This is a genomic window from Streptomyces sp. NPDC107500 (genome assembly GCF_055582785.1).
In genome coordinates this window covers 1287286-1311536 of record NZ_JBVJPF010000001.1, presented here as the reverse complement: position 1 = coordinate 1311536, position 24251 = coordinate 1287286, and the positions used below count along the sequence as shown (strand labels likewise).

The window sequence follows — 24251 nt, the reverse complement described above, 5'->3', positions numbered from 1 at the left end:
GGTGCGGCACCATCACGCGTATGGACACGCACACTCCCATGCGCGCTGAGCCGGGAACCCTGGGCCACGACCTGCGGCACCACGGGGACGCCGAGGTACGCGACGACGGCTCGGCGCTGGTGGACCTCGCCGTGAACGTCCGCGCGGACACGCCCCCGGTGTGGCTGCGCGAGCACGTGGCCGCCTCGCTGGGCTCGCTGGCCGCCTACCCCGACGGGCGGGCGGCGCGGGCCGCGGTGGCGGCGCGGCACGGGCTGCCGGTGGAGCGGGTGCTGCTGACGGCGGGGGCCGCGGAGGCGTTCGTGCTGCTGGCGCGGGCGCTGAAGGTGCGGCGGCCGGTCGTGGTGCACCCCCAGTTCACGGAGCCGGAGGCGGCGCTGCGGGATGCCGGGCACACGGTCGACCGGGTGCTGCTGCGGGCCGCGGACGGATTCCGTCTCGGTCCGGCGGCCGTCCCGGAGGACGCCGACCTGGTGGTGGTCGGCAACCCGACCAACCCGACGTCGGTCCTGCACCCGGCGGGTGTGCTCGCGGGGCTGGCCCGTCCCGGGCGGACACTGGTCGTGGACGAGGCGTTCATGGACGCGGTGCCGGGCGAGCGGGAGGCGCTGGCGGGGCGCGTCGACGTACCGGGGCTGGTCGTCCTGCGCAGCCTGACCAAGACGTGGGGGCTGGCGGGGCTGCGCATCGGCTACGTCCTGGCGGCGCCGGAGACGGTGGCCGAGCTGGAGCGGGCGCAGCCTCTGTGGCCGGTGTCCACGCCCGCGCTGGCGGCGGCCGAGGCGTGTGTGGCGCCGCGGGCGCTGGCGGAGGCGGCCCACGCCGCCCACCGCGTCGCCGCGGACCGGGCCCATCTGGTCGCCGGGCTCGGGGAGTTCGCCGGGGCCGGTCTGCGGGTCGTCGAGCCCGCCGAGGGCCCCTTCGTCCTCGTCCGCCTCCCCCACGCCGCCGCGGTGCGCCACCGGCTGCGCGGCCTCGGATTCGCGGTGCGGCGCGGGGACACGTTCCCCGGGCTGGACGAGGAGTGGCTCCGCCTCGCGGTCCGGGAACGTGCCACGTCGAACAGGTTCCTGCGGGCCCTGGAACGGGCGATACCGGCCCCGGCCTGACGCCCCCCGGCCCGGGGGGGGGGGGGGACGGCCCCGGCCGCGGGGCGCGGGAGCGGAACCCGCCCCCGCAGGGTTCGACCCGGGCGGGACGCGCGAGGGCGATACCGGCCCCGGCCTGACGCCCCCGCCCCGGGGGGACGGCTCCGGCCGTGGGGCGGCGGGGCGGACCCGCCCTCGCGGGGTGGGACCCGGGCGGGACGCGCGAAAGCGATACCGGCCCGGGCCAGACGCCCCCGACCCGAGGTGACGGCCCCGGCCGCGGGGCGCGGGAGCGGACCCGCCCTCGCGGGGCTCGAGCCGGGCGGGACGCGCGCCGACGAGCCCCCTCCCCCGCGCGTACGCCTCCCCCGGGCCCGCCCCGGCGGAACACGCGGCGGCCGGGCACCCCGGTCGCCGCGTGTGCCGCCGTGCCCCCGACGTGTCAGCCGCGCCCGCGCCGGGCCAGGACCAGCGCCCCGCCGCCCGCCAGGACCAGGGCCGCGGCGCCGGCCGCGACGTACGGGGTCGCGGAGCTGCCGCCCGTCTCGGCGAGGTCGGCCTCGGCGCGGGCGCCCTGGGGCCTGGCGTCGGCCGCCGGTTCGGCGGCGGGCTCGGCCTCCTGGCCGGCCGGGGGCTCCTCGGCCTTCACCGGGGGCTGCTCGGCATCGTCCGCGGGCGCCGTCGGTGCCTCGCAGGTCGCCTGCGCCAGGGTGACGGTGCCGTGCACCTCGGCGACGTTCAGGTCGAGCGGGTTGACGGACACCTTCAGTTCGAGCGCGGTGGCGGCGGCCGTGCGGGAGGTGGTCTCGGTCTTCGACAGGTCGAGCCGCACCTCGCCGACGCCCGGCACCTTCACGTCCGTCGTCCCGGCCGTGGTCAGCGTGACCTTCTTGCCGAGGACCGTCACGGCGCCCAGCAGGTTGGCCTCGGCGACCGGCTTCTTCCCGGCCTCGCACGTCGCCCTGGAGGTGACCTGCTCGACCTCGATCACCGACAGCAGCGGCAGCCCGGGGACGTGGAGCCGCGCCTTGGCGAGCTTGGTACGGCCCTCGCTCTTCCCGGCGTCCGCGGTCGCCCCGGCCTCGGCCACGTCGGCGCGCAGGACGCTGAAGGGCTTGCCGCCGTCGACGCCGTCCAGGCGGGCCGTCAGCGCGGTCTTCTCGGCGCTCTCGGGGGCCCGCACCTCGTTCAGGGTGACCGCGAGCGGGACGTTCACGGTCTTGTTGAGCAGGGAGACGTCGAGCCCGGTGCGCAGCACGGTGGCGCTCGCGCGGCCGTGGTCACCGGTCGCGTGGGCGGCGCCCGCGCCGGCCAGGGCCGCGGGACCGGCGGCCAGGGCCGTGGCCGCCGCGACGGTGGCGAGGCGGCGTGCGGGCATGCGGAAGGTGTTGCCGTTCAAGGTGGTGGGACCCCCAGTGAGACATGCGTGCGGGACACGCATGAGCGACATGCTTGGGACCCGGAAAGAATGTCCCCGCGCACGCCGAACCGTCAGCGATCCAGGGTCACTTCACCCCTTCGTGGAGTTTTGGCGAACCCTTTCGAATCTTCCGGCACGGGTGTTCGCCGCCGTCACTCCCGTCGGCTAACCGACGACCCGCCCGTTCAGCACCACCCGGCGCGGAGCGGCGAGCACGCGCACGTCGGCGCGCGGATCCTCGTCGTACACCACCAGGTCCGCCGGCGCCCCCTCGTCCAGGCCGGGACGCCCGAGCCAGCTGCGCGCGGCCCAGGTGGTCGCGGCGAGGGCCTCCAGGGGCGGGATACCGGCGGTGACCAGCTCGCCGACCTCCGCCGCGGCCAGGCCGTGGGCCAGGGCGCCGCCCGCGTCGGTGCCGACGAAGACGGGGACACCGGCGTCGTAGGCGCTGCGCACGGTGTCGTAGCGGCGTTCGTGCAGTCGGCGCATGTGGGCCGACCAGCGCGGGAAGCGGGACTCGCCGCCGTCGGCGAGGGCGGGGAAGGTGGCGATGTTGACGAGGGTCGGCACGATGGCGACGCCCCGTTCGGCGAAGAGCGGGATCGTGTCGTCCGTGAGGCCCGTGGCGTGCTCGACGCAGTCGATGCCGGCCTCGACCAGGTCGCGCAGGGAGTCCTCGGCGAAGCAGTGCGCGGTGACGCGGGCACCGAGGCGGTGGGCCTCCGCGATCGCCGCCTCGACGGCGCCGCGCGGCCAGCAGGCCGACAGGTCGCCGAGGTCGCGGTCGATCCAGTCGCCGACCAGCTTCACCCAGCCGTCGCCGCGGCGGGCCTCCTGGGCGACGTAGGCGACGAGGTCGTCCGGCTCGACCTCCCAGGCGTAGTTGCGGATGTAGCGGCGGGTGCGGGCGATGTGCCGGCCGGCCCGGATGATCTTCGGGAGGTCCTCGCGGTCGTCGATCCAGCGGGTGTCGGACGGCGAGCCCGCGTCGCGGATGAGCAGCGTGCCCGCGTCCCGGTCGGTCAGCGCCTGCTTCTCGGCCACGTCCTCCGGGACGGCGCCGTGCTGGTCGAGGCCGACGTGGCAGTGCGCGTCGACCAGGCCGGGCAGCGCCCAGCCCTCGACGGTGCGGACGTCGGTGGCACCGGCGGGGCGGTCGTAGGAGACCCGGCCGTCGATCACCCACACCTCGTCGCGGACCTCGTCCGGTCCGACGAGCACCCGACCCTTGACGTGCAGCACCGCGCGATCGCTCATGCCCGCACCCTAAACCGGGCCCCGGGGGTGTCCGGAAGGCCGGTCGGCGCCACCGCTGCGCGCCGCGGCCCGGGCCCGCGGTTCGGTCGCGTACCCGGCCGCGACGGCGCCCGCCGCGGCGGTCAGGGCGAGGACGGCGGTGCACGGGTTGACGTAGCCGGGGACGTCGTCCGACGTGTAGCCGTCGCCGTCGGCGGTCTCGCAGCGGAAGCCGAGGGGCAGCCAGGAGACCGAGTAGCCGACGATCCGCCCGGACAGCTCCAGGTGCGCGTCCGTGCGGCAGGGCCGCAGCGGCGCGGAGCCGGTGCCACCGTCCTCCGCCTCCACGACCGCGAGGATCACGCACAGCGCGCCCCAGGCGTACAGCAGGACGGCTCCGGCGGCGGCGCACCCGGCGAGCACCCGGAACGGCGCGCCGGCGGCCGGGGAGGCGGCGGCCGGTCGCGGGACGGCGGCGGGCGACGTGCCGTCGCGGCGCACCCCGTTCCGGGTGGTCCGGGCGAGGACGGCGGCCGTGGCCGCCGCGGCGAGGAGAAGCGTCAAGACAGCGAACACGGAGGGGAGTTCATCAGCCCCAAGGCGCCCACCGCTGTAGCGGAAGCCACAATTCCGGGCGTGGGGGTGTCGCAACGGATGGACTCGGTGGCGAGTGGTGGCAGAGGTCATGGTTACTCTCGACTCGTACGTTCCGTACACCTGCCCGTACCGAAGAGAGCCCGACGTGACCCACCCGCTCCTGGACCTCCCCCCGCTGACCGCCGGTCGCTTCGCCGCGATCGAGGACCGGGTCGCGCGTCTGCTCGGGACCGCGCAGGACGTCGTGGTCATGCAGGGCGAGGCGCTGCTGCCGCTGGAGGGCGCGATCCGTGCCGCCGCCGGGCCGGGCACCGTCGCGCTCAACATCGTCACCGGGCCGTACGGGCAGACCTTCGGGAACTGGCTGCGGGACTGCGGCGCGACCGTGCACGACCTCGCCGTGCCGTTCCACACCGCCGTCTCCGCCGAGCAGGTGCGCGGGGCCTTCGCGGAGCACCCGGAGATCGACTTCGTGTCGCTGGTGCACGCCGAGGCGGCGACCGGCAACACCAACCCGGTCGCGGAGATCGGCGAGGCCGTCCGGGCGCAGGGCGCGCTGTTCTACCTGGACGCCGTGGCCTCCGTGGGCGCCGAGCCGGTGCTGCCGGACGCGTGGGGCGTGGACCTGTGCGTGATCGGCGCGCAGAAGGCGATGGGCGGTCCGGCCGGGGTCTCGGCGGTGTCGGTCAGCGAGCGGGCGTGGGCGCGGATGGCGGCGAACCCGGCGGCACCGCGCCGGTCGTACCTCTCGCTGCTGGACTGGAAGGAGCGCTGGATCGACGGCGGCCGCAAGGCGCTGCTGCACGCGCCGGCCCAGCTGGAGATGCTCGCGCTGGAGGCCTGCGTCGAGCGCATCGAGGCGGAGGGTCCCGAGACGGTGATGGCCCGGCACGCGGCGGCCGCGGCGGCCACCCGGGCCGGCGCCCTCGCGCTGGGCGGCCTGGAGCCGTACGTGTACGAGGCGACGGAGGCGGCGCCGGTCGCCACGACGCTGCGGACGCCGTCGGACGTCGACGCGTCCGCGCTCGTGGCCCGGGCCCTGGCGGCCGACCCCGCGCTGCCGCTGGCCGCGGGCGGGGGCGCGCTGGCCGGCGAGATGGTCCGGGTCAACCACTACGGACCGGACGCGACGCTCATGGCCGTACAGGGCTGCCTGACGGCACTGGGTGCCGCGCTGGCGGAGGCGGGACGGAAGGCCGATGCGGAGGGCGCCCGGCGGGCCGCCGGGGACGCCTGGGAGCGGCCGGTCCGAGCCGGCCTTTCCGGAGCATGAATTCAAGGGAATTCCCTTATCCCGCACTTACACAATAGAAGAATTCCCGTCCAGCACAGGATCCCATATTCTTCTGCCCGCTTTCTCTTGACCTAAACACAAAGATTTCGCGAACGCGGAGCCACGCATTTCGGACACGTCGCGCATGGGTTACGAGATTGTGACCCGATACACATGCTGTCCGCTTCGCGACGTTTGCCCGGGTCAAATCATGACAAGTTGCCGTCTGCTCGCGCGAAGGTACGCGCCCGCGTGATAACACACGAGGCAGCGATCCGTAACCCCGTCCGGCGATGCAATTTTGAAATTCCCTCGGTAAATTCAATTTGCATGACTGCCGCGCAAGCAGACCTGCAAATCGATCGTCCGAGAGTGGCCGACGGCGCCGCCCTGTGGCGGATAGCCAAGGATTCCAAGACCCTCGACCTGAACTCGTCGTACAGCTACCTGCTCTGGTGCCGGGACTTCGCCGCCACCTCGGCCGTTGCTCGCGACGGGCACGGGGTGCCGGTCGGCTTCGTCACCGGCTACATCCGGCCCGACCGGCCGGACACGCTGCTGGTGTGGCAGGTGGCCGTGGACGAGGCGTACCGTGGACGAAGGCTCGCGGCTTCTCTGCTCGACGGGCTGGTCGCCCGCACTGTCGCGGAGTGCGCGACGACGACCTTGGAGACCACCATCTCCCCCGACAACACCGCGTCCCAGCGGTTGTTCACCTCGTTCGCCGAGCGGCACGGTGCCCGGCTCGATCGCGAGGTGCTGTTCGACACGGACCTCTTCCCGGACGGGCCGCACGAGCCCGAGGTCCTGTACCGCATCGGTCCCCTGACCGCAGCCGGCTGACCCGCCGGACGCCCGGACGGCCGGGCACCCCCTGACCCGTCCGGCCCCCCAGACTTCCCGCCGAGGACCACACCGGTTCCCGCCGGATTCGTACGACCTTCCTCTCCCACCCTCACCCCACGAGGAGCGATTCGTCGTGACCATCACCCAGCCCGACCTCAGCGTCTTCGAGACTGTCGAGTCCGAGGTGCGTAGCTACTGCCGCGGCTGGCCCACCGTGTTCGACCGTGCTGTGGGCAGCCGCATGTACGACGAGGACGGCCACGAGTACCTCGACTTCTTCGCCGGAGCAGGCTCTCTCAACTACGGGCACAACAACGCGGTCCTGAAACGCGCCCTGATCGACTACCTGGAGCGGGACGGCGTCACGCACGGTCTCGACATGTCGACCACCGCGAAGCGCCGCTTCCTGGAGACGTTCCAGGACATCATCCTGCGCAAGCGTGACCTGCCGTACAAGGTCATGTTCCCGGGCCCGACGGGCACCAACGCCGTGGAGTCCGCGCTCAAGCTGGCGCGCAAGGTGAAGGGGCGCGAGTCGATCGTGTCGTTCACCAACGCCTTCCACGGCATGTCGCTGGGCTCGCTGGCCGTGACCGGCAACGCCTTCAAGCGGGCCGGCGCCGGCATCCCGCTGGTGCACGGCACGCCGATGCCGTTCGACAACTACTTCGACGGCACCGTCGAGGACTTCCTGTGGTTCGAGCGGCTGCTCGAGGACCAGGGCTCCGGCCTGAACAAGCCGGCCGCCGTGATCGTCGAGACGGTGCAGGGCGAGGGCGGCATCAACGTCGCCCGGCCCGAGTGGCTGCGCGCCTTGTCGGAATTGTGCGCACGCCAGGACATGCTTCTCATCGTGGACGACATCCAGATGGGCTGCGGCCGGACCGGCGCCTTCTTCTCCTTCGAGGAGGCGGGCATCACGCCGGACATCGTGACCGTCTCCAAGTCGATCAGCGGCTACGGCCTGCCGATGTCGCTGTGCCTGTTCAAGCCGGAGCTGGACGTCTGGGAGCCGGGCGAGCACAACGGCACCTTCCGCGGCAACAACCCGGCCTTCGTCACCGCGACCGCCACGCTGGAGACGTACTGGGCCGACGGGTCGGCGATGGAGAAGCAGACCCGCACCCGCGGTGAGCAGGTCGAGCAGCACATGATCGCCATCACCGAGGAGAACCTCGCGGACGTCAAGGAGTACCGGGGCCGCGGCCTGGTCTGGGGCCTGGAGTTCCACGACAAGGACCGCGCGGGGAAGGTCGCCAAGCGCGCCTTCGAGCTCGGGCTGCTCATCGAGACGTCCGGCCCCGAGAGCGAGGTCGTCAAACTGCTCCCGGCGCTCACCATCACGCCCGAAGAGCTGGACGAGGGCATGAAGACCCTCGCCCGGGCCGTGCGTGAGACGGCCTGACACCACCACTGCTTCCGGCGCCTTCGGCCCGCGTGACCGAGGGCGCCGGGGACCCTGCACACCCTTCACCTAGGAGGCATCGCAACACCGTGATCGTCCGTTCGTTCAAGGAGATCGAAGGCACCGACCGGCACGTGAAGTCGGCGTCCGGCACCTGGGAGAGCAAGCGCATCGTCCTCGCGAAGGAGAAGGTCGGCTTCTCCCTCCACGAGACGATTCTGTACGCGGGTACGGAGACGTCGATGTGGTACGCGAACCACATCGAGGCCGTCGTCTGTACCAAGGGCGAAGCCGAGTTGACCGACCGCGAGACGGGGAAGACGTACACCATCACGCCGGGCACGATGTACCTCCTCAACGGCCATGAGCGGCACACGCTCAAGGTCAAGGAGGACTTCCACTGCCTGTGCGTCTTCAACCCGCCCGTGACCGGACGGGAGGACCACGACGAGAACGGCGTCTACCCGCTGCTCACCGAGGAGGTGTGAGTCATCGTGACCATGACCACGAACGTCACCGATCTCTATCCCACCCGCGGCGCCACCGAGGTGGCAACCCCCCGGCAGGACCCGGTCGTCTGGGGCTCCCCCGACACTCCCGGTCCCGTCCCGCAGGGTGACCTCCAGTCCTTGGAGCGCGACGGTTTCCTCGCCATCGACCAGCTCATCGGGCCGGACGAGGTCGCGGTCTACCAGCGGGAGCTGGAGCGCCTCACCTCCGACCCGGCCATCCGCGCGGACGAGCGCTCGATCGTCGAGCCGCAGTCCAAGGAGATCCGGTCGGTCTTCGAGGTGCACAAGATCAGCGAGGTCTTCGCCAACCTCGTGCGGGACGAACGAGTGGTCGGGCGGGCCCGTCAGATCCTCGGCTCGGACGTCTACGTCCACCAGTCGCGGATCAACGTCAAGCCCGGTTTCGGCGCGAGCGGCTTCTACTGGCACTCGGACTTCGAGACCTGGCACGCCGAGGACGGCCTGCCGAACATGCGGACGATCTCGGTCTCGATCGCGCTCACCGAGAACTACGACACCAACGGCGGTCTCATGATCATGCCGGGGTCGCACAAGACGTTCCTCGGGTGCGCGGGGGCCACGCCGAAGGACAACTACAAGAAGTCCCTGATGATGCAGGACGCGGGGACACCGTCCGACGAGGCCCTGACGAGCATGGCCTCGGAGTATGGCATCAAGCTGTTCACCGGCAAGGCCGGTTCGGCGACCTGGTTCGACTGCAACTGCATGCACGGATCGGGCGACAACATCACGCCGTTCCCGCGCAGCAACGTGTTCATCGTCTTCAACAGCGTCGAGAACACCGCCGTCGAGCCGTTCGCGGCACCGATCCGGCGGCCGGAGTTCATCGGCGCGCGGGACTTCACCCCGGTGAGGTGACCCGCGTCTGAACTCGGGCAGGGGCCTTTTGTGTGGGACGGGAGGCTCCTGCCCGATGCGTGTTCTCAGCCGGCCAGCACGTCCAGCAGCCGGTCGACGTCGGCCGCCGTGTTGTACAGGTGGAAGGCGGCCCGCAGGTTGCCCGCCCGGTCGGAGACCTCGACGCCGGCCCGGCTCACCTCGTCCCTGCGCCGGCCGAGGCCGGGCACGGACACGATGGCGGAGCCCGGCGCGGCCACCGGCTCGTGGCCCAGCGACAGCACCCCCGCGCGGAACCGGTCGGCGAGACCGGTGTCGTGGGCGTGCACGGCGTCCACGCCCAGCTCCTCGATCAGCGCCAGCGAGTGCCGGGCGCCGGTGTACGAGAACAGCGCGGGGCTCTCGTCGTAGCGCCGGGCCGAGTGCGCCAGCTCCTGGACGGGGCCGTAGCAGCTGTCCCAGGGGTGCTCCCCCGACGCCCATCCGGCGAACAGCGGCGCCAGCCCGGCCGACACCCCCAGGTCCTCCGGTACGACGAGGAAGGCGACGCCGCGCGGGCAGAGCACCCACTTGTAGGCGACGGCGACCACGAAGTCGAAGTCGTCCGCGGCCGTCGGCAGCCAGCCGTTCGCCTGGGAGACGTCGATCAGCGTCCGCGCCCCGTGCGCCCGGGCCGCGTCCCGCACCGCCGCGAGGTCGGCGATCCGCCCGTCGGCCGACTGGACCGAGCTGACCGCGACGAGCGCGGTGTCCGGGCCCACCGACTCGGCGAGGCGCTCCAGGGGCACGGCGCGCACCTTGAGGTCGTCCCGCATGTACAAGGGGTTCACCAGCGAGGCGAAGTCGGCCTCGGCGGTGAGGACTTCGGCGCCCGCGGGCAGCGCGGCGGCGACCAGGCCGCTGTAGGTGGCCACCGAGGCACCGGCCGCGACCCGGGTGGCGGGCACCCCCACGAGCCGGGCGTAGGCGGACCGGCACGCCTCGACGCCGGCGAACATGTCGAGCGGCTGCCCGGCCGCGGCCGACGCCGCCGCGTCCCGCATCGCGACGAGGGACCTGGCCGGCAGCAGGCCGGTGCTGGCGGTGTTGAGGTACGTGGTCTTCGGGGCGAACTCGGCACGGACGAGATTCTCGAAGCTCTCCATGGCACCACTGTGCGGCCCCGTGACCTCCCCGTCCATTGCGTATTTCTACGCGGTTTCTCCAAGCAACGCTTATGTACGGGCCCTCACCTGGGGTTCTCGGCCCCCGGCACCGCGCAGCCGTCGGGACCGCACGCCTCCGCGCCGCCGTCGTCGATCAGCTTCAGCGGGGTGCGCTCGCCCCACGCCTGCGTCAGCGCCTGGGCGAAGACCTCGGCGGGCTGGGCGCCGGAGACGCCGTAGGCCCGGTCGAGCACGAAGAACGGCACTCCGGTGGCCCCGAGCTGCGCGGCCTCGCGCTCGTCGGCGCGGACGTGGTCGGCGTAGGCGGCGGGGTCGGCGAGCACCGCACGGGCCTCGTCGGCGTCCAGACCCGCGGCGACGGCCAGTTCCACGAGCCGCTCGTCGTCGTTGAAGACGGAGCGCTCCTCGGCGAAGTTGGCCCGGTAGAAGGCGTCCAGCAGGGCGTCGTGGCGGCCCCGTTCCCTGGCGAGGTGCAGCAGCCGGTGCATGTCGAAGGTGCTGCCGTGGTCGCGGTCGCGAGTGCGGTAGTCCAGGCCCTCGGCGGCGGCCTGCGCGCCGAGGTTGTCCTCACCGGCCCGCGCCTGCGCCTCGCTCATGCCGTACTTGGCGGTGAGCATCGTCAGCACCGGCTGCACGTCCTCCTTGGCCCGCCCGGGGTCCAGCTCGAACGACCGGTGGACCACCTCTACGCCGTCCCGGTGCGGGAAGGCCGCCAGCGCCTTCTCGAAGCGGGCCTTGCCCACGTAGCACCACGGGCAGGCGATGTCGCTCCAGATCTCGACGCGCATGTCTCGGCTCTTCTCCAGGTCGTACGGGTGCGGAGGCCCTCTCCGCGCCCATACGTGAACGTTCAAGCAGCGGACCTCATTCCCCGGGCACCCGGAAACGCAGGAACAGGTGGTGGTCGCCCTCGGCGGGCGGGTTCTCGGGGTCCGGGACCCAGCCCAGGCGGGCGTAGAAGGCCTGCGCCCGCCGGTTGTCGACGTGCACGTCCAGCACCGCCGCCCGCCGGCCGTCGGCCTGCCACTGCTCGACGCAGGCGGCGTGCAGTGCGGTGCCGAGGCCGGCGCGCCAGTGGTCGGGGTCGACGTGGAACTGGAACAGCTTGACCGTGTCCGCCGCTCCGTCCTCCGGGACCCGGAACGAGGCGATGGCGGCGATGCGCCCCTGTTCGACCGCGCACAGCACGTGCCCGTCGGCCCGCTCCACGGTAGTGCGCCAGCGGGCCGGCCAGTCGAGACCGTCCTCGGGCAACCCGTCGGGGTAGTACGTCGCCCGGGCCCTGGCGTGCAGGGCTGCGACGGTCTCGGCCTCGGCGGGCAGGACGGTGCGGATCACCCTGTTTCCGGTCACACGTTCGCTGATCATGCACCGCAGGACGCGCGCGACCACCCCTCCGGTTGCGTCAGCTGCCGTCGCGCAGGTCCGCCGGCCAGCCCGGCCGGAACTCCAGGCGGTCGTACGTCACGACGCAGCCCTCCCCCGTCGGCGCCTGGGCCAGGAAGCCGACCAGGGCCGCACCGGTCTCCTCCGCGTCGCCGAGCGTGAAAAGCCGGACGAAGGTCCAGCGCTCGCCGTCGAGCGAGGCGTGGAAGGCGAAGGCCCGCCCGCTGCGGCTGACCCGGAACCAGACGGAACTCCCGTCCACGGTGAAGGAGTTGCAGTCGTCGGAGTGACCCCGCGTGACCACCGTGCAGACGGTGGGCACGTCCGGCGAGTACTCCAGACACAGCTTGGCCCACGCCCGCTCACCGACGTGCACGTAGAGCACCCCGGCGTCGAAGGCCCCCTTGAACCCGACGGTGACCCGGGCGACGAGCTGGAAGTCCCCGTCGGGCGCGCCGAGCAGCCGGGGCGCGTCGGACGGGGTGTCCAGCGCCTCCCCGGTCGGCGTGACGAACCGGTCCTGCCGGGCCCCCGCCACCCCGGTGAGCACACCACCTTCGTAGGACCACTCACCGTCGGGTCCGTAGGGGCGGAGGGGAAAGGGCAGTTCGGGAAGCGCGATGTCCATGTACTGATTCTCTCCGATCGGGTGGAGACACTCAGGGGCGCGGGGAACTGCGCGACCAGCCACGACGTCGCAGCACCCCGCGACGAAACCCGCACCCCCGCGGCGCTACCGCTCAAGCACCCCGTTGAACCGCCGAGGCAGCCCCAGAGGATTCCCGTCCCGCAGCTCGGCCGGCAGCAAAGCCTCCGGCACCCCCTGGTACGCCACCGGCCGCAGCCACCGCTCCACAGCCGTCCCGCCCACCGACGTGGACGTCGACGTCGTCGCGGGGTACGGCCCCCCGTGATGCTGAGCCGCCGCCACGGCGACCCCCGTCGGCCACCCGTTCACCAGCACCCGCCCCGCCAGCGGCGTCACCGCACCGAGCAGCTCGGCACCACTCCCCTCGCCCGCGACCTCTGCGGAGGAGAGCTGCACGGTCGCCGTGAGGTTGCCCGGCAGCCGCGACAGCACGCCCCGTACCTCGTCCTCGTCCTGATAGCGGGCCACCACGGTGACCGGCCCGAAGCACTCCTCAAGGAGCAGATCGTGCTCCCCCTCCGCCGCGAGCCGCGCGGCCGGCACGGTGAGGAACCCGGCGGCGACGGTGTGCTCGCCGCCCGCGCCCGGCGTCACCGGCGACTCAACGTCGGGCAGTGCCGCGCGCTCGGCGACGCCGGCGACGAAGTTGTCCCGCATGCGGTGGTCGAGCAGGACCCCGGCGTCGGTGTCGCTGACCGCGTCCGTGAGCGTCTTGACCAGGCCGTCACCGGCGGCGCCCGCCGGCACCAGGACCAGGCCCGGCTTCACGCAGAACTGGCCGACGCCCAGGGTCATCGAGCCTGCCAGGCCCGCGCCGATCGCGTCCGCCCGCTCGGCGGCCGCCGCCTCCGTGACGACGACCGGGTTCAGCGAGCCCAGCTCGCCGTGGAAGGGGATCGGTACCGGCCGCGCCGCCGCCGCGTCGAAGAGCGCGCGGCCACCGCGGACGGAGCCCGTGAAGCCGGCCGCCGCGACGAGCGGGTGCCGGATCAGTTCGATGCCGGCCTCGAAACCGTGCACCAGGCCGAGTACGCCGTCCGGGATGCCGTGCCGGGCGGCGGCGCGGCGCAGCACCTTGGCGACCAGTTCGGACAGGGCCGGGTGGTCGGGGTGGGCCTTGACGACGACCGGGCAGCCGGCCGCGAGGGCGCTGGCGGTGTCGCCGCCGGGGACGGAGAAGGCGAACGGGAAGTTGGAGGCCGAGTAGACGGCGACGACGCCGAGCGGCACCTTGTAGCGGCGCAGGTCCGGGATGGGCGGGGTGGCGGTGTCGTCGGGGTGGTTGACCACGACACCGAGGAACTCGCCCTCGTCCACGATGTCCGCGAAGGCGCGCAGCTGGTAGCAGGTGCGGGCGAGTTCGCCGGTGAGCCGGACCGGGCCGAGCGCGGTCTCCGCGTCGGCGACCTCGACCAGGGTGCCCTCGGCGGCCTTCAGTTCGTCGGCGGCGCCGCGCAGGAAGGCGGCGCGGACGGTACGGTCCGCGAGGGCGCCGCGGGCGGCGTGCGCGGCGCGGACGGCGTCGTCCACCTCGTGGGCGGTGGCTTCCACCGCGACCTGTTCACGCTGCTTCCCGGTACGGGGGTCGACACTCCAGACTGGTGCTGCTGCCACCGCGGGTCCCTCCACGTGCTCTGCATCCGACCGTTCGATATACTGAACGCTGTCTCTGCTGATGAATATGCTGTTCGAGACTATTTCCCGGCGAACGAAGGGGTCAAGGGCGATGTCGGCTGGCGAGACGGGGGGCGGAGCGCAGGTCAAGTCCGCGGTGCGGACGGTTGAACTGCTCGAATACTTCGCCGGACGCCCCGGTATGCACTCCCTCGCGTCGGTCCAGGAGGCCGTCGGCTATCCCAAGTCCAGTCTCTACATGCTGCTGCGCACGCTGGTGGAGCTGGGCTGGGTGGAGACGGACGCCACGGGCACGCGGTACGGCATCGGCGTACGGGCGCTGCTGGTCGGCACCTCGTACATCGACGGCGACGAGGTGGTCGCGGCGGCGCGGCCGACGCTGGACCGGCTCTCCGACGACACGACGGAGACCATCCACCTGGCGCGCCTGGACGGCACGAACGTCGTCTATCTGGCCACCCGGCAGTCGCAGCACTACCTGCGGCCGTTCACCCGGGTCGGCCGGCGGCTGCCCGCGCACTCGACCTCGCTGGGCAAGGCGCTGCTGAGCACCTACACCGACGAGCAGGTCCGCAAGATGCTGCCGCAGACGCTGCCCGCGCTCACCGAGCACACCATCACCGACCGGGAGAAGCTCATCGAGGAGCTGCGCCTGGTGCGGGAACAGGGCTTCGCCGTGGACCGCGAGGAGAACACGCTGGGGCTGCGCTGCTTCGGCGTGGCGGTGCCCTACCGCACCCCCGCGCGGGACGCGATCAGCTGCTCGGTGCCGGTGGCGCGGCTGACGCCCGCGCACGAACAGATGGTGAAGGACGCGCTGTTCGACGCCCGGGACCGGCTGACACTGGCCACGCGTAGGCTCTGAGCCATGCTCATCGCACTGCGCGACGTCCACGACAGCGATCTGCCCGTGTTCTTCCGGCAGATGAACGATCCCGAGGCCCTGCGCATGGCGGCCTTCACGCCGAAGGACCCGGCCGACTGGGACGCGTTCGCGGCCCACTGGAGCAGGATCCGGGCCTCCGCCGACATCGTGCGGACCATCCTCGGCGACGGTGACGTCGTGGGCAGCGCGGCGGTGTACGGGGAGCCGGGCGAGCGCGAGGTCACCTACTGGGTGGACCGGGCGTACTGGGGCCGCGGGGTGGCGACGGCCGCGCTGCGGGCCCTGCTCGCCGAGGTGCCGGACCGCCCGCTGTACGCCCGTGCGGCGGCCGACAACGCCGGGTCGCGGCGGGTGCTGGAGAAGTGCGGCTTCGAGACGACCGCCCGGGCCAGGGGCTTCGCGACGGCGCGGGGCGAGGAGATCGACGAGGTCGTCCTCCACCTCGCGCACTGACCCCCTCCGCCGCGCGGCGGAGACGGATCGTCGCCGCGCGTGATGTGCCCGGGGTGTCCGCACGGGATCGTGGAGGCATGACGCGGACGTTCGCACCCACGCCCTCACCGGCCGCCACGTCGCCGGGGCCCATCCGGACTCGCGGGCCGCTGCGGGCGACGGCCGTGTTCCGGCTCCGGCTCCGGCTCCGGCTCGATCACACGGCTGTCCGGCAGGAGCGAGACACCATCGGCGACGATCATGGTCACCCGGCGGAGGATCCCGCCGACCGGCCGACAGCGCCGAGGACGCTCGCCCACGCCGGCCGGACGGCCGTCGGCCCGCTCCTCGCGTCGGGCGGTGCCCACTTCCCCGCCCGGCGGTCGGCCGCCCCCGGCACCCGGCCGTGACCTCGTTGGCCGGGCTGCTGTTCGGGCGGCGAGCGCGGCTGCGGTGGATCCATCTGATCCTCGGCGGCGCGCTCGCCGTGCCGTACGTCCTGGTCGGCTCGGTCGTCGTCGGCCCGGTCGCCGGGGACGCGGACGTCTTCGGGTCGCTGCGCCTGCAACTGGCCTCGTTCGCCGTCGGGCTGCCGCCGGCCGCCGTCACCTCGCTGTTCCCGCTGACCCGGCCGCTGGAGTCCGGGGTCGTGCGGTCGCTGTGCGGGGTCGGGCCGGACCGGCTCGCCCACGGGCCCGCCCGCACCAGGGGCGAGAAGGGGCGCACGGCGGCCTGCTTCACACTGCACCTGGGCTGCGGTGGCGTCGTCGCGGGGATGTCGCTCGCGGTGCCGCCGTTCGCGGTCGCGCTGATGGCGCTGCCGTTCGTTCCGGCGCTGCGGGACGACCGGGCGGGGCTGCCCGGTGTCCTCCGGCACACCTGGTCGCTCGCCCTCGCGCCGGTCGCGGGCGCCGCGATGCTGGTCGCGCTCGCCGGGTGCGCCGCCGTCTGCGGCGCACTGCTGGCCCGCTGGGCGCCCGCGCTGCTCGGCCCGACCGGCAGCCGGGACCGGACCCAGGCGGTGATCCGGGCCTACGACGCCGGCTTCACCAGAGGGGCCACATGAACGGACGATGAGAAAACGGGGCACATGGAACGATCGGCCCCGGGCCGTTCGTCCTGTCAGCGGGATGAACAAGACGATCAGGCGCGCATCGGTCCTCACGCTGCTCCTGGTGTTCGCTCTGCTGATCAGGGCGACCTGGGTGCAGTTCTACGAGGGCCGGGCGCTCGCGGACAGCAAGGACAACCGGCGCAACGCGATCGAGACGTACGCGGAGCCGCTCGGGAACATCATCGTGGGCGGCCGGTCGGTCACCGGCTCGGCGTCCACGGAGGGGAGCGACCTCGCTCACAAACGCACGTACGAGAACGGCAAGCTGTACGCGGCCGTGACGGGCTACGCCTCGCAGGCGTACGCGCCGACCCAGCTGGAGGGCGTCTACCAGGACGTGCTCAACGGCACGGACCCGCGGCTCAAGACCGTCATGGACACGATCACCAACAAGCGCGCCGAGCCGGGGAACGTGGTCACGACCATCGACCCGGCCGTGCAGAAGGCCGGGTTCGACGCCCTGGGCGAGACGAAGGGCGCCGCCGTCGCGATCGACCCGAAGACGGGCAGGATCCTGTCGGTCGTGTCGACCCCTTCGTACGACCCGACGTCGCTCACCGACGCCAACACCGCGGGCGAGGCCTGGGAGAAGCTCACGAAGGACCCGGACAAGCCGCTGACCAACCGCGCGCTGCGCCAGCCGCTGCCGCCGGGCTCCACCTTCAAGCTGGTCGTCGCGGCCGCCGCGCTGGAGAACGGGCTGTACGGGTCGGTGGACGAGAAGACCGACAGCCCGGACCCTTACCGGCTGCCGGGCACCACGACGGACCTGTCCAACGAGAACCCGAACGCGCCCTGCGAGAACGCCACGATCCGCACCGCGCTCCAGTACTCGTGCAACAACGTGTTCGCGAAGATGGCCGTCGACCTCGGCCAGGACGAGCTGCGTGCCATGGCGGAGAAGTTCGGCTTCAACGACGAGTCGCAGGACGTGCCGGTCCGGGCGTACACCAGCGTGTACCCGAAGGACATGGACAGCTCGTCGACCGCCCTCACGGGCATCGGCCAGTTCGACGTGACGGCGACCCCGCTCCAGATGGCGATGGTCTCGGCGGCCCTCGCCAACGGCGGCGAGCTGGTCTCCCCGCACATGGTGTCCCAGGTCACCGACAGCGGCGGCGACACCCTGGAGGACCACTCCGACGCGGACTCGAAGCGGATCGTCGGCTCCGACACCGCCGAGCAGCTCCAGTCGGCGATGCAGACCGTGGTCGACAAGGGCACCGGGTCGAACGCGCAGATCGCCGGCGCCACGGTGGGCGGCAAGACGGGCACGGCCCAGCACGGCGAGAACAACAGCAAGACGCCGTACGCCTGGTTCACGTCGTACGCCAAGTCCGACTCCTCGGACAAGGAGGTCGCCGTGGCGGTCATCGTCGAGCAGTCCGACGCGGCCCGCTCCGAGGTCAGCGGCAACGGCCTGGCGGCCCCGGTGGCCAAGGCGATGATGGAGGCGGCGCTCAAGAGCTGACCCTCCCCCGCGGGTTCGGTCTGCCGTACGGTGTTCGACGCCGGGAAGCCGCTGCGAGGAGAGCCCGCCCGTGGGAAGAGCCGACGACGACGACGCCGCGGAGTTCCACGCCTTCTTCGAACTCCACTACGCCGAACTGGCCCGGCTCGCCCAGCTGCTGACGGGCGAGCCGGACGCCGCCGACGACCTCGCGGCGGACGCCCTGCTGGCCCTGTGGCACCGCTGGGACCGGGTGCGCGCGGCCGACCACCCGGTGGCGTACGCGCGCGGTGTCGTCGCCAACCTGGCCCGCTCCCGTATCCGTGCCGCCGTGCGCGAGCGCAGACGGGCCGCCCTGTTCTGGTCGCAGCGCGAGCAGCGGACGGAGGACCCGGACGTCGCCGGGGTGGTCGACGTGCGGGAGGCGCTGCGCCGGCTGCCGTTCCGCAAGCGGGCCTGTGTGGTGCTGCGGCACGGGTTCGACCTCTCCGAGCGGGACACGGCGCTCGCCCTGGGCGTCTCGGTGGGCACGGTCAAGAGCCAGACCTCGAAGGGCGTGGCCGAACTCCAGCGGCTGCTCGGCACCCGGGCCGCTCCTCGGCAGGTGCGCGCGGCGCTCGCGCGCGGCGGTGAGGCCGCGGGAGGGGCCGGATGACCGGGCGGCGGGACGCCGGCGCGGAGCTGCGCGCCCGGCTGCGCCGGGCGGCCGGGGCGCACGAGCCGGACCGGACGCGCATCCTGGCCCGGGTGGAGCGCGGCATGGCGGCCGGGGACGACACCCCCGGGCACCGTCGGCCGCCCCGTGCGCTGCCGGGCTGGGCGCGGGTGGCCGGGGCGACCGTGGCGGTGGCGGGTGTGCTGGTGGCCGGCGGCTCCCTGGCCGCGTCGACGGTGGACGGGGACGCTCCCGCACCGCGCTCGGTCGCCGCCCCGCCCGGTTCGCGGGAGCCCGGGCCGCGGGAGCCCGGGCCGCTGTGGTCGGCCGGCGCGGTGGACCCGCACAGCAACGAGTTCTGGGCGCAGAGCAACATCACCCTGAGGACGAGCGCTCCGCTGACCGCGCTCACCGTCGAACTGCGGGTCGCGCAGACCGGCTCGGTCACCTCCACGGGCGCGTGGCGTTCGCTGCCGGAGGCCGACTTCACGTTCACGGCCGGGGAACGGGACGGCTTCCTCGTCTACCGGTGGACCCTCGAGCCGGGCCGCACCGTCCCGGCGGGCGAGTGGATGTTCGCCGGGCAGTACAACCACGAGCGCGGTGGCCGGGACGCGCGCGGCGACCGCTACTCGGCGACGGCCACCGCGGCGTCCGGACGCCACTCGGTGGAGGGCGGTTTCGCGCCACGCGAGAGCGGCTGACGCCCTCGCGCTACTCGACGAAGTACGTCGGGTTGGGCAGCTTGTACGTGCGGTCCGCGTAGCCGCCCTGGAGGTCGGAGTACTGGTCGCCGACGTTGGCGACGACGTCGTACCCGAGGTCACGCTCGATGTGCCGGCGGGTGCCCGCCTTGTACTGCACGGTGGTGCAGGTCCAGGTGCCGGGGGTGGCGCAGTGGGCCAGGTAGGACGGCGGGTGCGCCTTGTCCTTGAGGAACATGTGGGCGGCGTCGAGGTTCACGTCGGCCCCCACCTTCTTCAGGTTCCGCACGGCGGCGTCGCGCTGGTCCTCGCCCAGACCCGAGTTGTAGAAGACCTCGACGCCCTTCTTCTCGGCGTAGCGGACGAGTCCGGGGCTGCCGGGGACGGCGGGACGGTCGGCGCGGTCGACGTAGGCGGCCCAGGTGGCGCTGTCGTAGCCGTAGTTGTTCTTCTTCTCGTAGTCGAGGCTGAGGAGAAGCGTGTCGTCGATGTCGAAGACGACGGCCGGCTTCGTGTGCCGGTGGGATGCCGTGCGGGCCGCCCGGTCGATCTGCTTCCTCGCGGCGGCGTCGGCCCGGGCCAGGTCGGCGGCGTACGGGCTGTCCGGGGATGCCTGGTAGACGCCGTCGGCGTCGAGGGTGGTGCCGTAGTAGGCGTCGATGTCCTTGGCCAGCTGCCCGATGTTGTAGGGCTCGTGGGTGGAGTTGGCGGTGGACTGGCCGGCGGTGGCGGCGCCCGTGCCGTACAGGACGGCACCGGCGACGGCGCAGGCGGCGGTGACGGTCGCGAGGCGCAGTGGTTTATGCATGACACATGTTTCTACGCGCGTCACCCGGGCGGGCGCGAGACCCGTGGCCGGATCCGCGCCCCTTTACCTGGCAAAATTCGCGTCAAGCGGGGTCAAGTGCCGGACCCGCTGGGCCCGTCAGGTCCTGCGCCGGTACGGCCGCCAGTCGCCCAGGTACGCCTCCCGGGTGTGCGCCGCCGCCTCGGCGCGGGTGAGCCGGGGCCGGTTCTCCGGGACGGTCACCGCGGCGCCGGGCCCGGTGTTGCGGTACTCCCGGAACCGCTGGCGCTGCCAGGGGTGTTCGTCCCGCATGTTCGCGTAGGGCGCGCGGGCGTCGATGCCCGGGCCGAGGCGGGACTCGCGCACGGTGAGCATCGGCCGGGCGGTGCCGTCGGAGCTGGGCACCCAGGGGCGGGCCAGCTTGTAGTGGCCGTCGGGGGCCTCGCTGTCGACGCGGCCGCCGGTCACCAGGTAGCCGCGCGGGTTGGCGCCCGCCGTGGACGGCGCGAAGACGAAGCCGTAGGGGGCGGCGCCGAGGTCGGTGCGGTCCAGGGTGCGGAAGTCGCAGTGCTCGTACACCGCGGTCGCCCGGCCGAAGACGAAGTCGACGTCGCCCTCGACGTGGCAGTGCGCGTAGTACTGGCGGGCGAAGTGGGAGAGGTCGCGGCTGTCGGCGTAGAGGGTGTCCTGGTGACCGAGGAAGCGGCAGTGGTGGAAGGCGGAGCGGTCGCCCTGGACCTTGACCGCGACGGCCTGGGTGCCGGTGACGCCGGGGTGGTCGGCGCGCAGCCAGTCGTTGGCGAAGGTGAGGTGGCGGGCGGTGAAGCCGTCGGCGCGCAGGGTGGTGGTGGCCGACCCGCTGGTGCCGTACGTGCCGGAGCCGTCCGGTCTGGGGGTGCCGGCCGCGTTGTCGTACACGATGACGACGTCGCGCGGATCCCCGGAGGCACCGATCCAGGTCGCCTCGGTGCGGTCGATGTCGAGCAGGACCGTCTCGCGGTAGGTGCCGGGGGCGAGGACCAGCGTCCAGCCGCTCCCCGCGGCCGCGGTCACGGCGTCCTGCACGGAGGTGAAGTCGCCGCGGCCGTGCGGGTCGACGTACAGGGTCTTCGGGGAGCGCCGGGCGGCCGGTGAGCCGTGGCGGCCGAAGGGGCGCGGGTGGTTTCGGGGGCCGGCGGCGGCGGGGCGGGCGGTGAGGCCGAGGGCGGCGCCCGCGCCGGCGGTCGTCGCCAGGAATCCCCTGCGGGACAGGGCGGGTCTGGGCATGCGGATGCTCCTTCGGGTCAGCGCAGGCGTCCGGCGCCCGCGCCGTGGTCCACGGCGAACGGGACCGCCCAGGCGGGCAGGACCTTGGTGCGCAGGGTGGGCGTCCAGCCGGCGCCGGAGCGCAGGGTCTCCTCGGGGATCTCCGCGTTGTGCACGGCGATCAGGTCGACGGTGCGGCCGTTGACGCGGTTGTGCGCGGCGGTGAGCGGCGCGTCGTTCCAGCGCTTGAGCACCTTCGCGGCGCTGACGCCGTCGGGCAGCGTGAAGGCGTTGTGCTCGGCGACGAGCTGGGACTCCTTGCCCACGCCGAAGCTGTAGGCGTAGTCCTCGCGGGCCACGAAGTGGTTGTTGTAGACGTCGACCTGCCCGAACCGCACCCGGGGGGCGCGCTCGACGAGGTTCTTGAACAGGTTGTGGTGGAAGGTCACCTTCAGGTGCCCGCGGTCGCCGGCGGCGGTGGACTCGCTGTCGCTGTTGCCGATCAGGATCGTCTTGTCGTGCTCGGTGAACACGTTCCAGGACGCGGTGACGAGGTCGGCGCCGCGGACGACGTCGAGCTGGCCGTCGTGCTGCTGGTAGAGCATGCCGAAGTAGGTGGGCGCCGCGCTGTCGGGGTGGTCGCCGTCGGTGAAGGTGTTGTGGTCCAGCCAGACGTGCGTCGATCCGTACACGACGGCGCTGTCGTACTCGGAGTTCCAGTTGCCCTTGTCGCCGTCCGTGGGGTCCCACTGCGGGAAGCAGTCCACGGGGCTCTCGAAGGTCAGGTTGCGGACGATGACGTTGTCCACTCCCTTGATCTGCAGACTGGCGCCCTTGAGACCGGCGTCGCGGCCGACGCCGATGATCGTGGTGTTGGAGGGGACCTCCACCTTGACGGCCAGGTCCTGCCGGGCGGCGGAGGCACGGCGCAGCCCCTCGGGACTGTCGTCGGGCTCGGCGCTCAGGTCGGTCTCCCTGCCCCAGTTCTCGGGGCTGTACTTCTCCAGGTAGGCGTCGAAGTCGTAGCCGGGCGCGGCGAAGGCGTCACATCCCGCGGCGACGGCGTCGACGGTCCCCTTCACCTTGATGATCCTCGGCGCGGTGCCCTCGACGGCGAGCGCGGCACGGAACCCGTCCCAGTCGGTCACGGTGAAGACGCGGGCGGCCTCGGCGGCGGCCCCGCCGGTGGTCCCGGACCCCGCCGAGGCCCACCCGTCCTTGGCCGGCAGCGTCTGCCGGGCGGCATCGCGCGGAGGATGATGCCCGGGCCGGGCCTGGGCGGTGGCGGCGGTCAGGGTCAGCACGAGAGTGGTACAGCCGGCCAGCAGGCCGACTCGGCGCAGTTTCACAGTGCGGCTCTCCTTGTTGTTGAGGTGACACACCAGGGCCTTGCGGCGGGGGGCGGACCAACCCCCCAGGGGCGCGGGGCTGTTTCGATGAGCGACTCCGTCGCGTGGGCGCGCCCAGCCGGGGAGGGCCCGCACCCCGAATACAACGGGCCGCCCCACGGCGAAGCTCGGTATGAACTAACCCGCCTGCGCCACCCAGTCGGCCTGCGCAGCGTTCAGCTTCTCGGCCAGGTCGTCGAGGAACGACTTCGCGCTCATGTCCCCGAGCAGCACCTTCTGGAACGCCGGCTCGCTCTCCGACTTGGACAGCGTGTTCCAGTCCGGCAGGTAGTACGGCAGCTGCACGATCGTCGTCGACCCGTCGTTCAGCGCCTCAGCGGCCAGCTTCGTCGGCTCGGCCTTCTGGATCCACGCGTCCTCCCCGGCCCCGGTGTTGGACGGCACCTGCCCGGCCGACTCGTTGAACTTCGAGTTCTGCTCCTTCGAGGTGGCGAACTCGATGAACTTCCAGGCCGCCTCCTTGTTCTTGGAGCTCTTGAACACGCCGAGCCCGTCGACCGGGTTGGACACCTGGACCCGCTTGCCGCCGGGGCCGACCGGCTGCGGGATGCCGCGGAACTTGTCGGCCCCGAGCGCCTTCACGTGGTCCTGGTAGGAACCGAGGTTGTGGTTGAGCAGACCGATCGTGCCGGTGTCCCACTGGGCGACCATCTTGGCGAAGTCGTTGTTGACGTCGGCGGCCGGCGTGACCTTCTTGTAGAGGGCGGCGTACTTCTCCAGCGCCGCGACGTTCTTCGGGTCGTTGACGGTGGTCTTCTTCTTGTCGGCGTCCCAGAACGAGGTGATGCCCGACTGCCCGTACATCGCGTCGAACGCCTGGGCGATGGAGCCGGAGCCGCCGCGGATGGTGTAGCCGAACTCGTTCTTGCCGGCGTTGGTGAGCTTCTGGGCGGCCGTGAAGAAGCGGTCCCAGGTGGTCGGCTCCTCCAGCCCGGCCTTCTCGAACAGGTCGGTGCGGTAGTAGAGGACGCCGTTGTTGGCGGAGGTCGGCACCGAGTACAGGGTGCCGTCGCCGCCGCCGGCCGCCTTCAGGGACTCGACCATGTCCTTGTTGAGCTGCCCGTTGAGGGAGGACTTCGCGAGCCGCCCGTCCAGCGGCTCCAGCGCGCCCTGGGCGGAGAAGCCCGCGAGCATCGAGGCGGTGACGCCGCCGACGTCCGGCAGGCCCCCGCCCTGGATGGCGGTGTCGACCTTGGACTGGTACTCGGTGGCGGCGATCCCGACGTACTCCACGTCGATGTCCGGGTTGGCCTTCTCGAAGTCGGCGATGATCTCCTTCCAGACGGCCGTACGGATACCGCCGTTGTTGTCCCAGAAGACGATCTTCCCCTTGCCGCTGCCCTCCGCGCCCTTGCCGCCGCCGGTCCCGCTGCCGTCGTCACCGCAGGCGGTGGCGGTCAGCGCGAGTACGGCGCCCAGGGCGACGGCGGCGGACGTCCGGCGCCTGCGTGTGCCTCTGCTGCTGAGCATGCTGATCCTCATTGGTCGGCTCTCTTCT

Annotated in this window: 24 protein-coding genes; 12 read left to right on the top strand and 12 right to left on the bottom strand. The window is 72.6% G+C overall.

Going from position 1 to position 24251, the window contains the following annotated elements; genetic code table 11:
- Window positions 1-20 precede the first annotated feature (20 nt).
- Complete coding sequence (gene cobC, locus ACZ67M_RS05830; protein ID WP_469849674.1) at window positions 21-1109, top strand: Rv2231c family pyridoxal phosphate-dependent protein CobC; 1089 nt, start codon at window positions 21-23, stop codon at window positions 1107-1109.
- A 421-nt stretch (window positions 1110-1530) separates the two neighbouring features.
- On the opposite strand, the gene ACZ67M_RS05825 is transcribed toward cobC, so the two are convergent.
- The 3 genes from ACZ67M_RS05825 to ACZ67M_RS05815 all read right to left on the bottom strand — a co-directional run bounded on the left by ACZ67M_RS05825 (window position 1531) and on the right by ACZ67M_RS05815 (window position 4320).
- Window positions 1531-2487, bottom strand: a complete 957-nt coding sequence (locus ACZ67M_RS05825; RefSeq protein WP_469849672.1) for an SCO1860 family LAETG-anchored protein — start codon at window positions 2485-2487, stop codon at window positions 1531-1533.
- Window positions 2488-2673: 186 nt separating this feature from the next.
- Window positions 2674-3765, bottom strand: a complete 1092-nt coding sequence (locus tag ACZ67M_RS05820) for an amidohydrolase family protein (RefSeq protein WP_161327293.1) — start codon at window positions 3763-3765, stop codon at window positions 2674-2676.
- Window positions 3766-3774: 9 nt separating this feature from the next.
- On the bottom strand, window positions 3775-4320 hold the full coding sequence (locus tag ACZ67M_RS05815; RefSeq protein ID WP_469849671.1) for a hypothetical protein: 546 nt from the start codon (window positions 4318-4320) through the stop codon (window positions 3775-3777).
- A gap of 166 nt (window positions 4321-4486) precedes the next feature.
- Here ACZ67M_RS05815 and ACZ67M_RS05810 point away from each other — a divergent pair, with 166 nt between their 5' ends.
- From ACZ67M_RS05810 to thpD, 5 genes are all read left to right on the top strand, one after another.
- A complete protein-coding gene (locus tag ACZ67M_RS05810; RefSeq protein ID WP_469849670.1) occupies window positions 4487-5614 on the top strand; it encodes a pyridoxal-phosphate-dependent aminotransferase family protein in 1128 nt (375 codons plus the stop codon).
- 330 nt (window positions 5615-5944) lie between these two features.
- Window positions 5945-6457, top strand: a complete 513-nt coding sequence (gene ectA, locus ACZ67M_RS05805) for a diaminobutyrate acetyltransferase (protein WP_307011072.1) — start codon at window positions 5945-5947, stop codon at window positions 6455-6457.
- A 136-nt stretch (window positions 6458-6593) separates the two neighbouring features.
- The gene (gene ectB, locus ACZ67M_RS05800) at window positions 6594-7865 is read left to right on the top strand and encodes a diaminobutyrate--2-oxoglutarate transaminase (protein WP_355832837.1); all 1272 of its coding nucleotides are present in this window, start codon (window positions 6594-6596) and stop codon (window positions 7863-7865) included.
- Between the two features lie 89 nt (window positions 7866-7954).
- Window positions 7955-8353 carry an ectoine synthase gene (locus ACZ67M_RS05795; protein WP_121746346.1) on the top strand — a complete coding sequence of 133 codons (399 nt, stop codon included), beginning with the start codon at window positions 7955-7957 and terminating at the stop codon, window positions 8351-8353.
- Between the two features lie 3 nt (window positions 8354-8356).
- Window positions 8357-9256, top strand: a complete 900-nt coding sequence (thpD, locus tag ACZ67M_RS05790) for an ectoine hydroxylase (RefSeq protein WP_469849750.1) — start codon at window positions 8357-8359, stop codon at window positions 9254-9256.
- A gap of 65 nt (window positions 9257-9321) precedes the next feature.
- Here thpD and ACZ67M_RS05785 read toward each other — a convergent pair whose 3' ends face one another.
- The 5 genes from ACZ67M_RS05785 to ACZ67M_RS05765 all read right to left on the bottom strand — a co-directional run bounded on the left by ACZ67M_RS05785 (window position 9322) and on the right by ACZ67M_RS05765 (window position 14050).
- Window positions 9322-10416, bottom strand: coding sequence for an aminotransferase class V-fold PLP-dependent enzyme (locus tag ACZ67M_RS05785; RefSeq protein ID WP_469849669.1), 1095 nt, complete (start codon window positions 10414-10416; stop codon window positions 9322-9324).
- Between the two features lie 47 nt (window positions 10417-10463).
- A complete protein-coding gene (locus ACZ67M_RS05780) occupies window positions 10464-11189 on the bottom strand; it encodes a DsbA family oxidoreductase (protein WP_469849667.1) in 726 nt (241 codons plus the stop codon).
- A 76-nt stretch (window positions 11190-11265) separates the two neighbouring features.
- Complete coding sequence (locus tag ACZ67M_RS05775; protein WP_361365953.1) at window positions 11266-11769, bottom strand: GNAT family N-acetyltransferase; 504 nt, start codon at window positions 11767-11769, stop codon at window positions 11266-11268.
- Between the two features lie 37 nt (window positions 11770-11806).
- Entirely contained in the window at window positions 11807-12415 is a 609-nt protein-coding gene (locus ACZ67M_RS05770) for a DUF1349 domain-containing protein (RefSeq protein WP_392018365.1), read from the bottom strand.
- Between the two features lie 105 nt (window positions 12416-12520).
- Window positions 12521-14050 carry an aldehyde dehydrogenase (NADP(+)) gene (locus ACZ67M_RS05765; RefSeq protein WP_469849665.1) on the bottom strand — a complete coding sequence of 510 codons (1530 nt, stop codon included), beginning with the start codon at window positions 14048-14050 and terminating at the stop codon, window positions 12521-12523.
- A 112-nt stretch (window positions 14051-14162) separates the two neighbouring features.
- Here ACZ67M_RS05765 and ACZ67M_RS05760 point away from each other — a divergent pair, with 112 nt between their 5' ends.
- The 6 genes from ACZ67M_RS05760 to ACZ67M_RS05735 all read left to right on the top strand — a co-directional run bounded on the left by ACZ67M_RS05760 (window position 14163) and on the right by ACZ67M_RS05735 (window position 19312).
- On the top strand, window positions 14163-14936 hold the full coding sequence (locus ACZ67M_RS05760) for an IclR family transcriptional regulator (RefSeq protein WP_122614808.1): 774 nt from the start codon (window positions 14163-14165) through the stop codon (window positions 14934-14936).
- Between the two features lie 3 nt (window positions 14937-14939).
- Complete coding sequence (locus ACZ67M_RS05755) at window positions 14940-15410, top strand: GNAT family N-acetyltransferase (protein WP_122614809.1); 471 nt, start codon at window positions 14940-14942, stop codon at window positions 15408-15410.
- Between the two features lie 385 nt (window positions 15411-15795).
- On the top strand, window positions 15796-16455 hold the full coding sequence (locus ACZ67M_RS05750) for a hypothetical protein (protein WP_469849663.1): 660 nt from the start codon (window positions 15796-15798) through the stop codon (window positions 16453-16455).
- A gap of 64 nt (window positions 16456-16519) precedes the next feature.
- Window positions 16520-17974: a peptidoglycan D,D-transpeptidase FtsI family protein gene (locus ACZ67M_RS05745; protein ID WP_469849661.1), complete on the top strand. Its 1455-nt coding sequence runs from the start codon at window positions 16520-16522 to the stop codon at window positions 17972-17974.
- A gap of 70 nt (window positions 17975-18044) precedes the next feature.
- On the top strand, window positions 18045-18608 hold the full coding sequence (locus ACZ67M_RS05740; RefSeq protein ID WP_469849660.1) for a SigE family RNA polymerase sigma factor: 564 nt from the start codon (window positions 18045-18047) through the stop codon (window positions 18606-18608).
- Complete coding sequence (locus ACZ67M_RS05735; RefSeq protein ID WP_469849659.1) at window positions 18605-19312, top strand: hypothetical protein; 708 nt, start codon at window positions 18605-18607, stop codon at window positions 19310-19312. Before ACZ67M_RS05740 ends, ACZ67M_RS05735 begins: the two co-directional genes overlap by 4 nt.
- Before the next feature lie 10 nt (window positions 19313-19322).
- Here ACZ67M_RS05735 and ACZ67M_RS05730 read toward each other — a convergent pair whose 3' ends face one another.
- From ACZ67M_RS05730 to ACZ67M_RS05715, 4 genes are all read right to left on the bottom strand, one after another.
- Entirely contained in the window at window positions 19323-20120 is a 798-nt protein-coding gene (locus tag ACZ67M_RS05730) for an HAD family acid phosphatase (RefSeq protein WP_392103506.1), read from the bottom strand.
- 117 nt (window positions 20121-20237) lie between these two features.
- Window positions 20238-21365, bottom strand: coding sequence for a pectinesterase family protein (locus ACZ67M_RS05725; RefSeq protein ID WP_469849658.1), 1128 nt, complete (start codon window positions 21363-21365; stop codon window positions 20238-20240).
- Window positions 21366-21382: 17 nt separating this feature from the next.
- The gene (locus ACZ67M_RS05720) at window positions 21383-22693 is read right to left on the bottom strand and encodes a pectate lyase family protein (RefSeq protein ID WP_469849656.1); all 1311 of its coding nucleotides are present in this window, start codon (window positions 22691-22693) and stop codon (window positions 21383-21385) included.
- Between the two features lie 177 nt (window positions 22694-22870).
- Window positions 22871-24235: an ABC transporter substrate-binding protein gene (locus ACZ67M_RS05715; RefSeq protein WP_467322806.1), complete on the bottom strand. Its 1365-nt coding sequence runs from the start codon at window positions 24233-24235 to the stop codon at window positions 22871-22873.
- Window positions 24236-24251: the final 16 nt, after the last annotated feature.

What these genes read in the sequence shown, in the direction of transcription:
- ACZ67M_RS05745 (WP_469849661.1), top strand. Translation starts at nt 16,520, where the DNA reads ATGAACAAGACGATCAGGCGCGCATCGGTCCTCACGCTGCTCCTGGTG.
- ACZ67M_RS05785 (WP_469849669.1), bottom strand. Translation starts at nt 10,416, where the DNA reads ATGGACGGGGAGGTCACGGGGCCGCACAGTGGTGCCATGGAGAGCTTC.
- ACZ67M_RS05715 (WP_467322806.1), bottom strand. Translation starts at nt 24,235, where the DNA reads ATGAGGATCAGCATGCTCAGCAGCAGAGGCACACGCAGGCGCCGGACG.
- ACZ67M_RS05725 (WP_469849658.1), bottom strand. Translation starts at nt 21,365, where the DNA reads ATGCCCAGACCCGCCCTGTCCCGCAGGGGATTCCTGGCGACGACCGCC.
- ACZ67M_RS05770 (WP_392018365.1), bottom strand. Translation starts at nt 12,415, where the DNA reads ATGGACATCGCGCTTCCCGAACTGCCCTTTCCCCTCCGCCCCTACGGA.
- cobC (WP_469849674.1), top strand. Translation starts at nt 21, where the DNA reads ATGGACACGCACACTCCCATGCGCGCTGAGCCGGGAACCCTGGGCCAC.
- ACZ67M_RS05735 (WP_469849659.1), top strand. Translation starts at nt 18,605, where the DNA reads ATGACCGGGCGGCGGGACGCCGGCGCGGAGCTGCGCGCCCGGCTGCGC.
- ACZ67M_RS05755 (WP_122614809.1), top strand. Translation starts at nt 14,940, where the DNA reads ATGCTCATCGCACTGCGCGACGTCCACGACAGCGATCTGCCCGTGTTC.
- ACZ67M_RS05780 (WP_469849667.1), bottom strand. Translation starts at nt 11,189, where the DNA reads ATGCGCGTCGAGATCTGGAGCGACATCGCCTGCCCGTGGTGCTACGTG.
- ectA (WP_307011072.1), top strand. Translation starts at nt 5,945, where the DNA reads ATGACTGCCGCGCAAGCAGACCTGCAAATCGATCGTCCGAGAGTGGCC.
- ACZ67M_RS05820 (WP_161327293.1), bottom strand. Translation starts at nt 3,765, where the DNA reads ATGAGCGATCGCGCGGTGCTGCACGTCAAGGGTCGGGTGCTCGTCGGA.
- ACZ67M_RS05760 (WP_122614808.1), top strand. Translation starts at nt 14,163, where the DNA reads ATGTCGGCTGGCGAGACGGGGGGCGGAGCGCAGGTCAAGTCCGCGGTG.
- ACZ67M_RS05730 (WP_392103506.1), bottom strand. Translation starts at nt 20,120, where the DNA reads ATGCATAAACCACTGCGCCTCGCGACCGTCACCGCCGCCTGCGCCGTC.
- ACZ67M_RS05775 (WP_361365953.1), bottom strand. Translation starts at nt 11,769, where the DNA reads ATGATCAGCGAACGTGTGACCGGAAACAGGGTGATCCGCACCGTCCTG.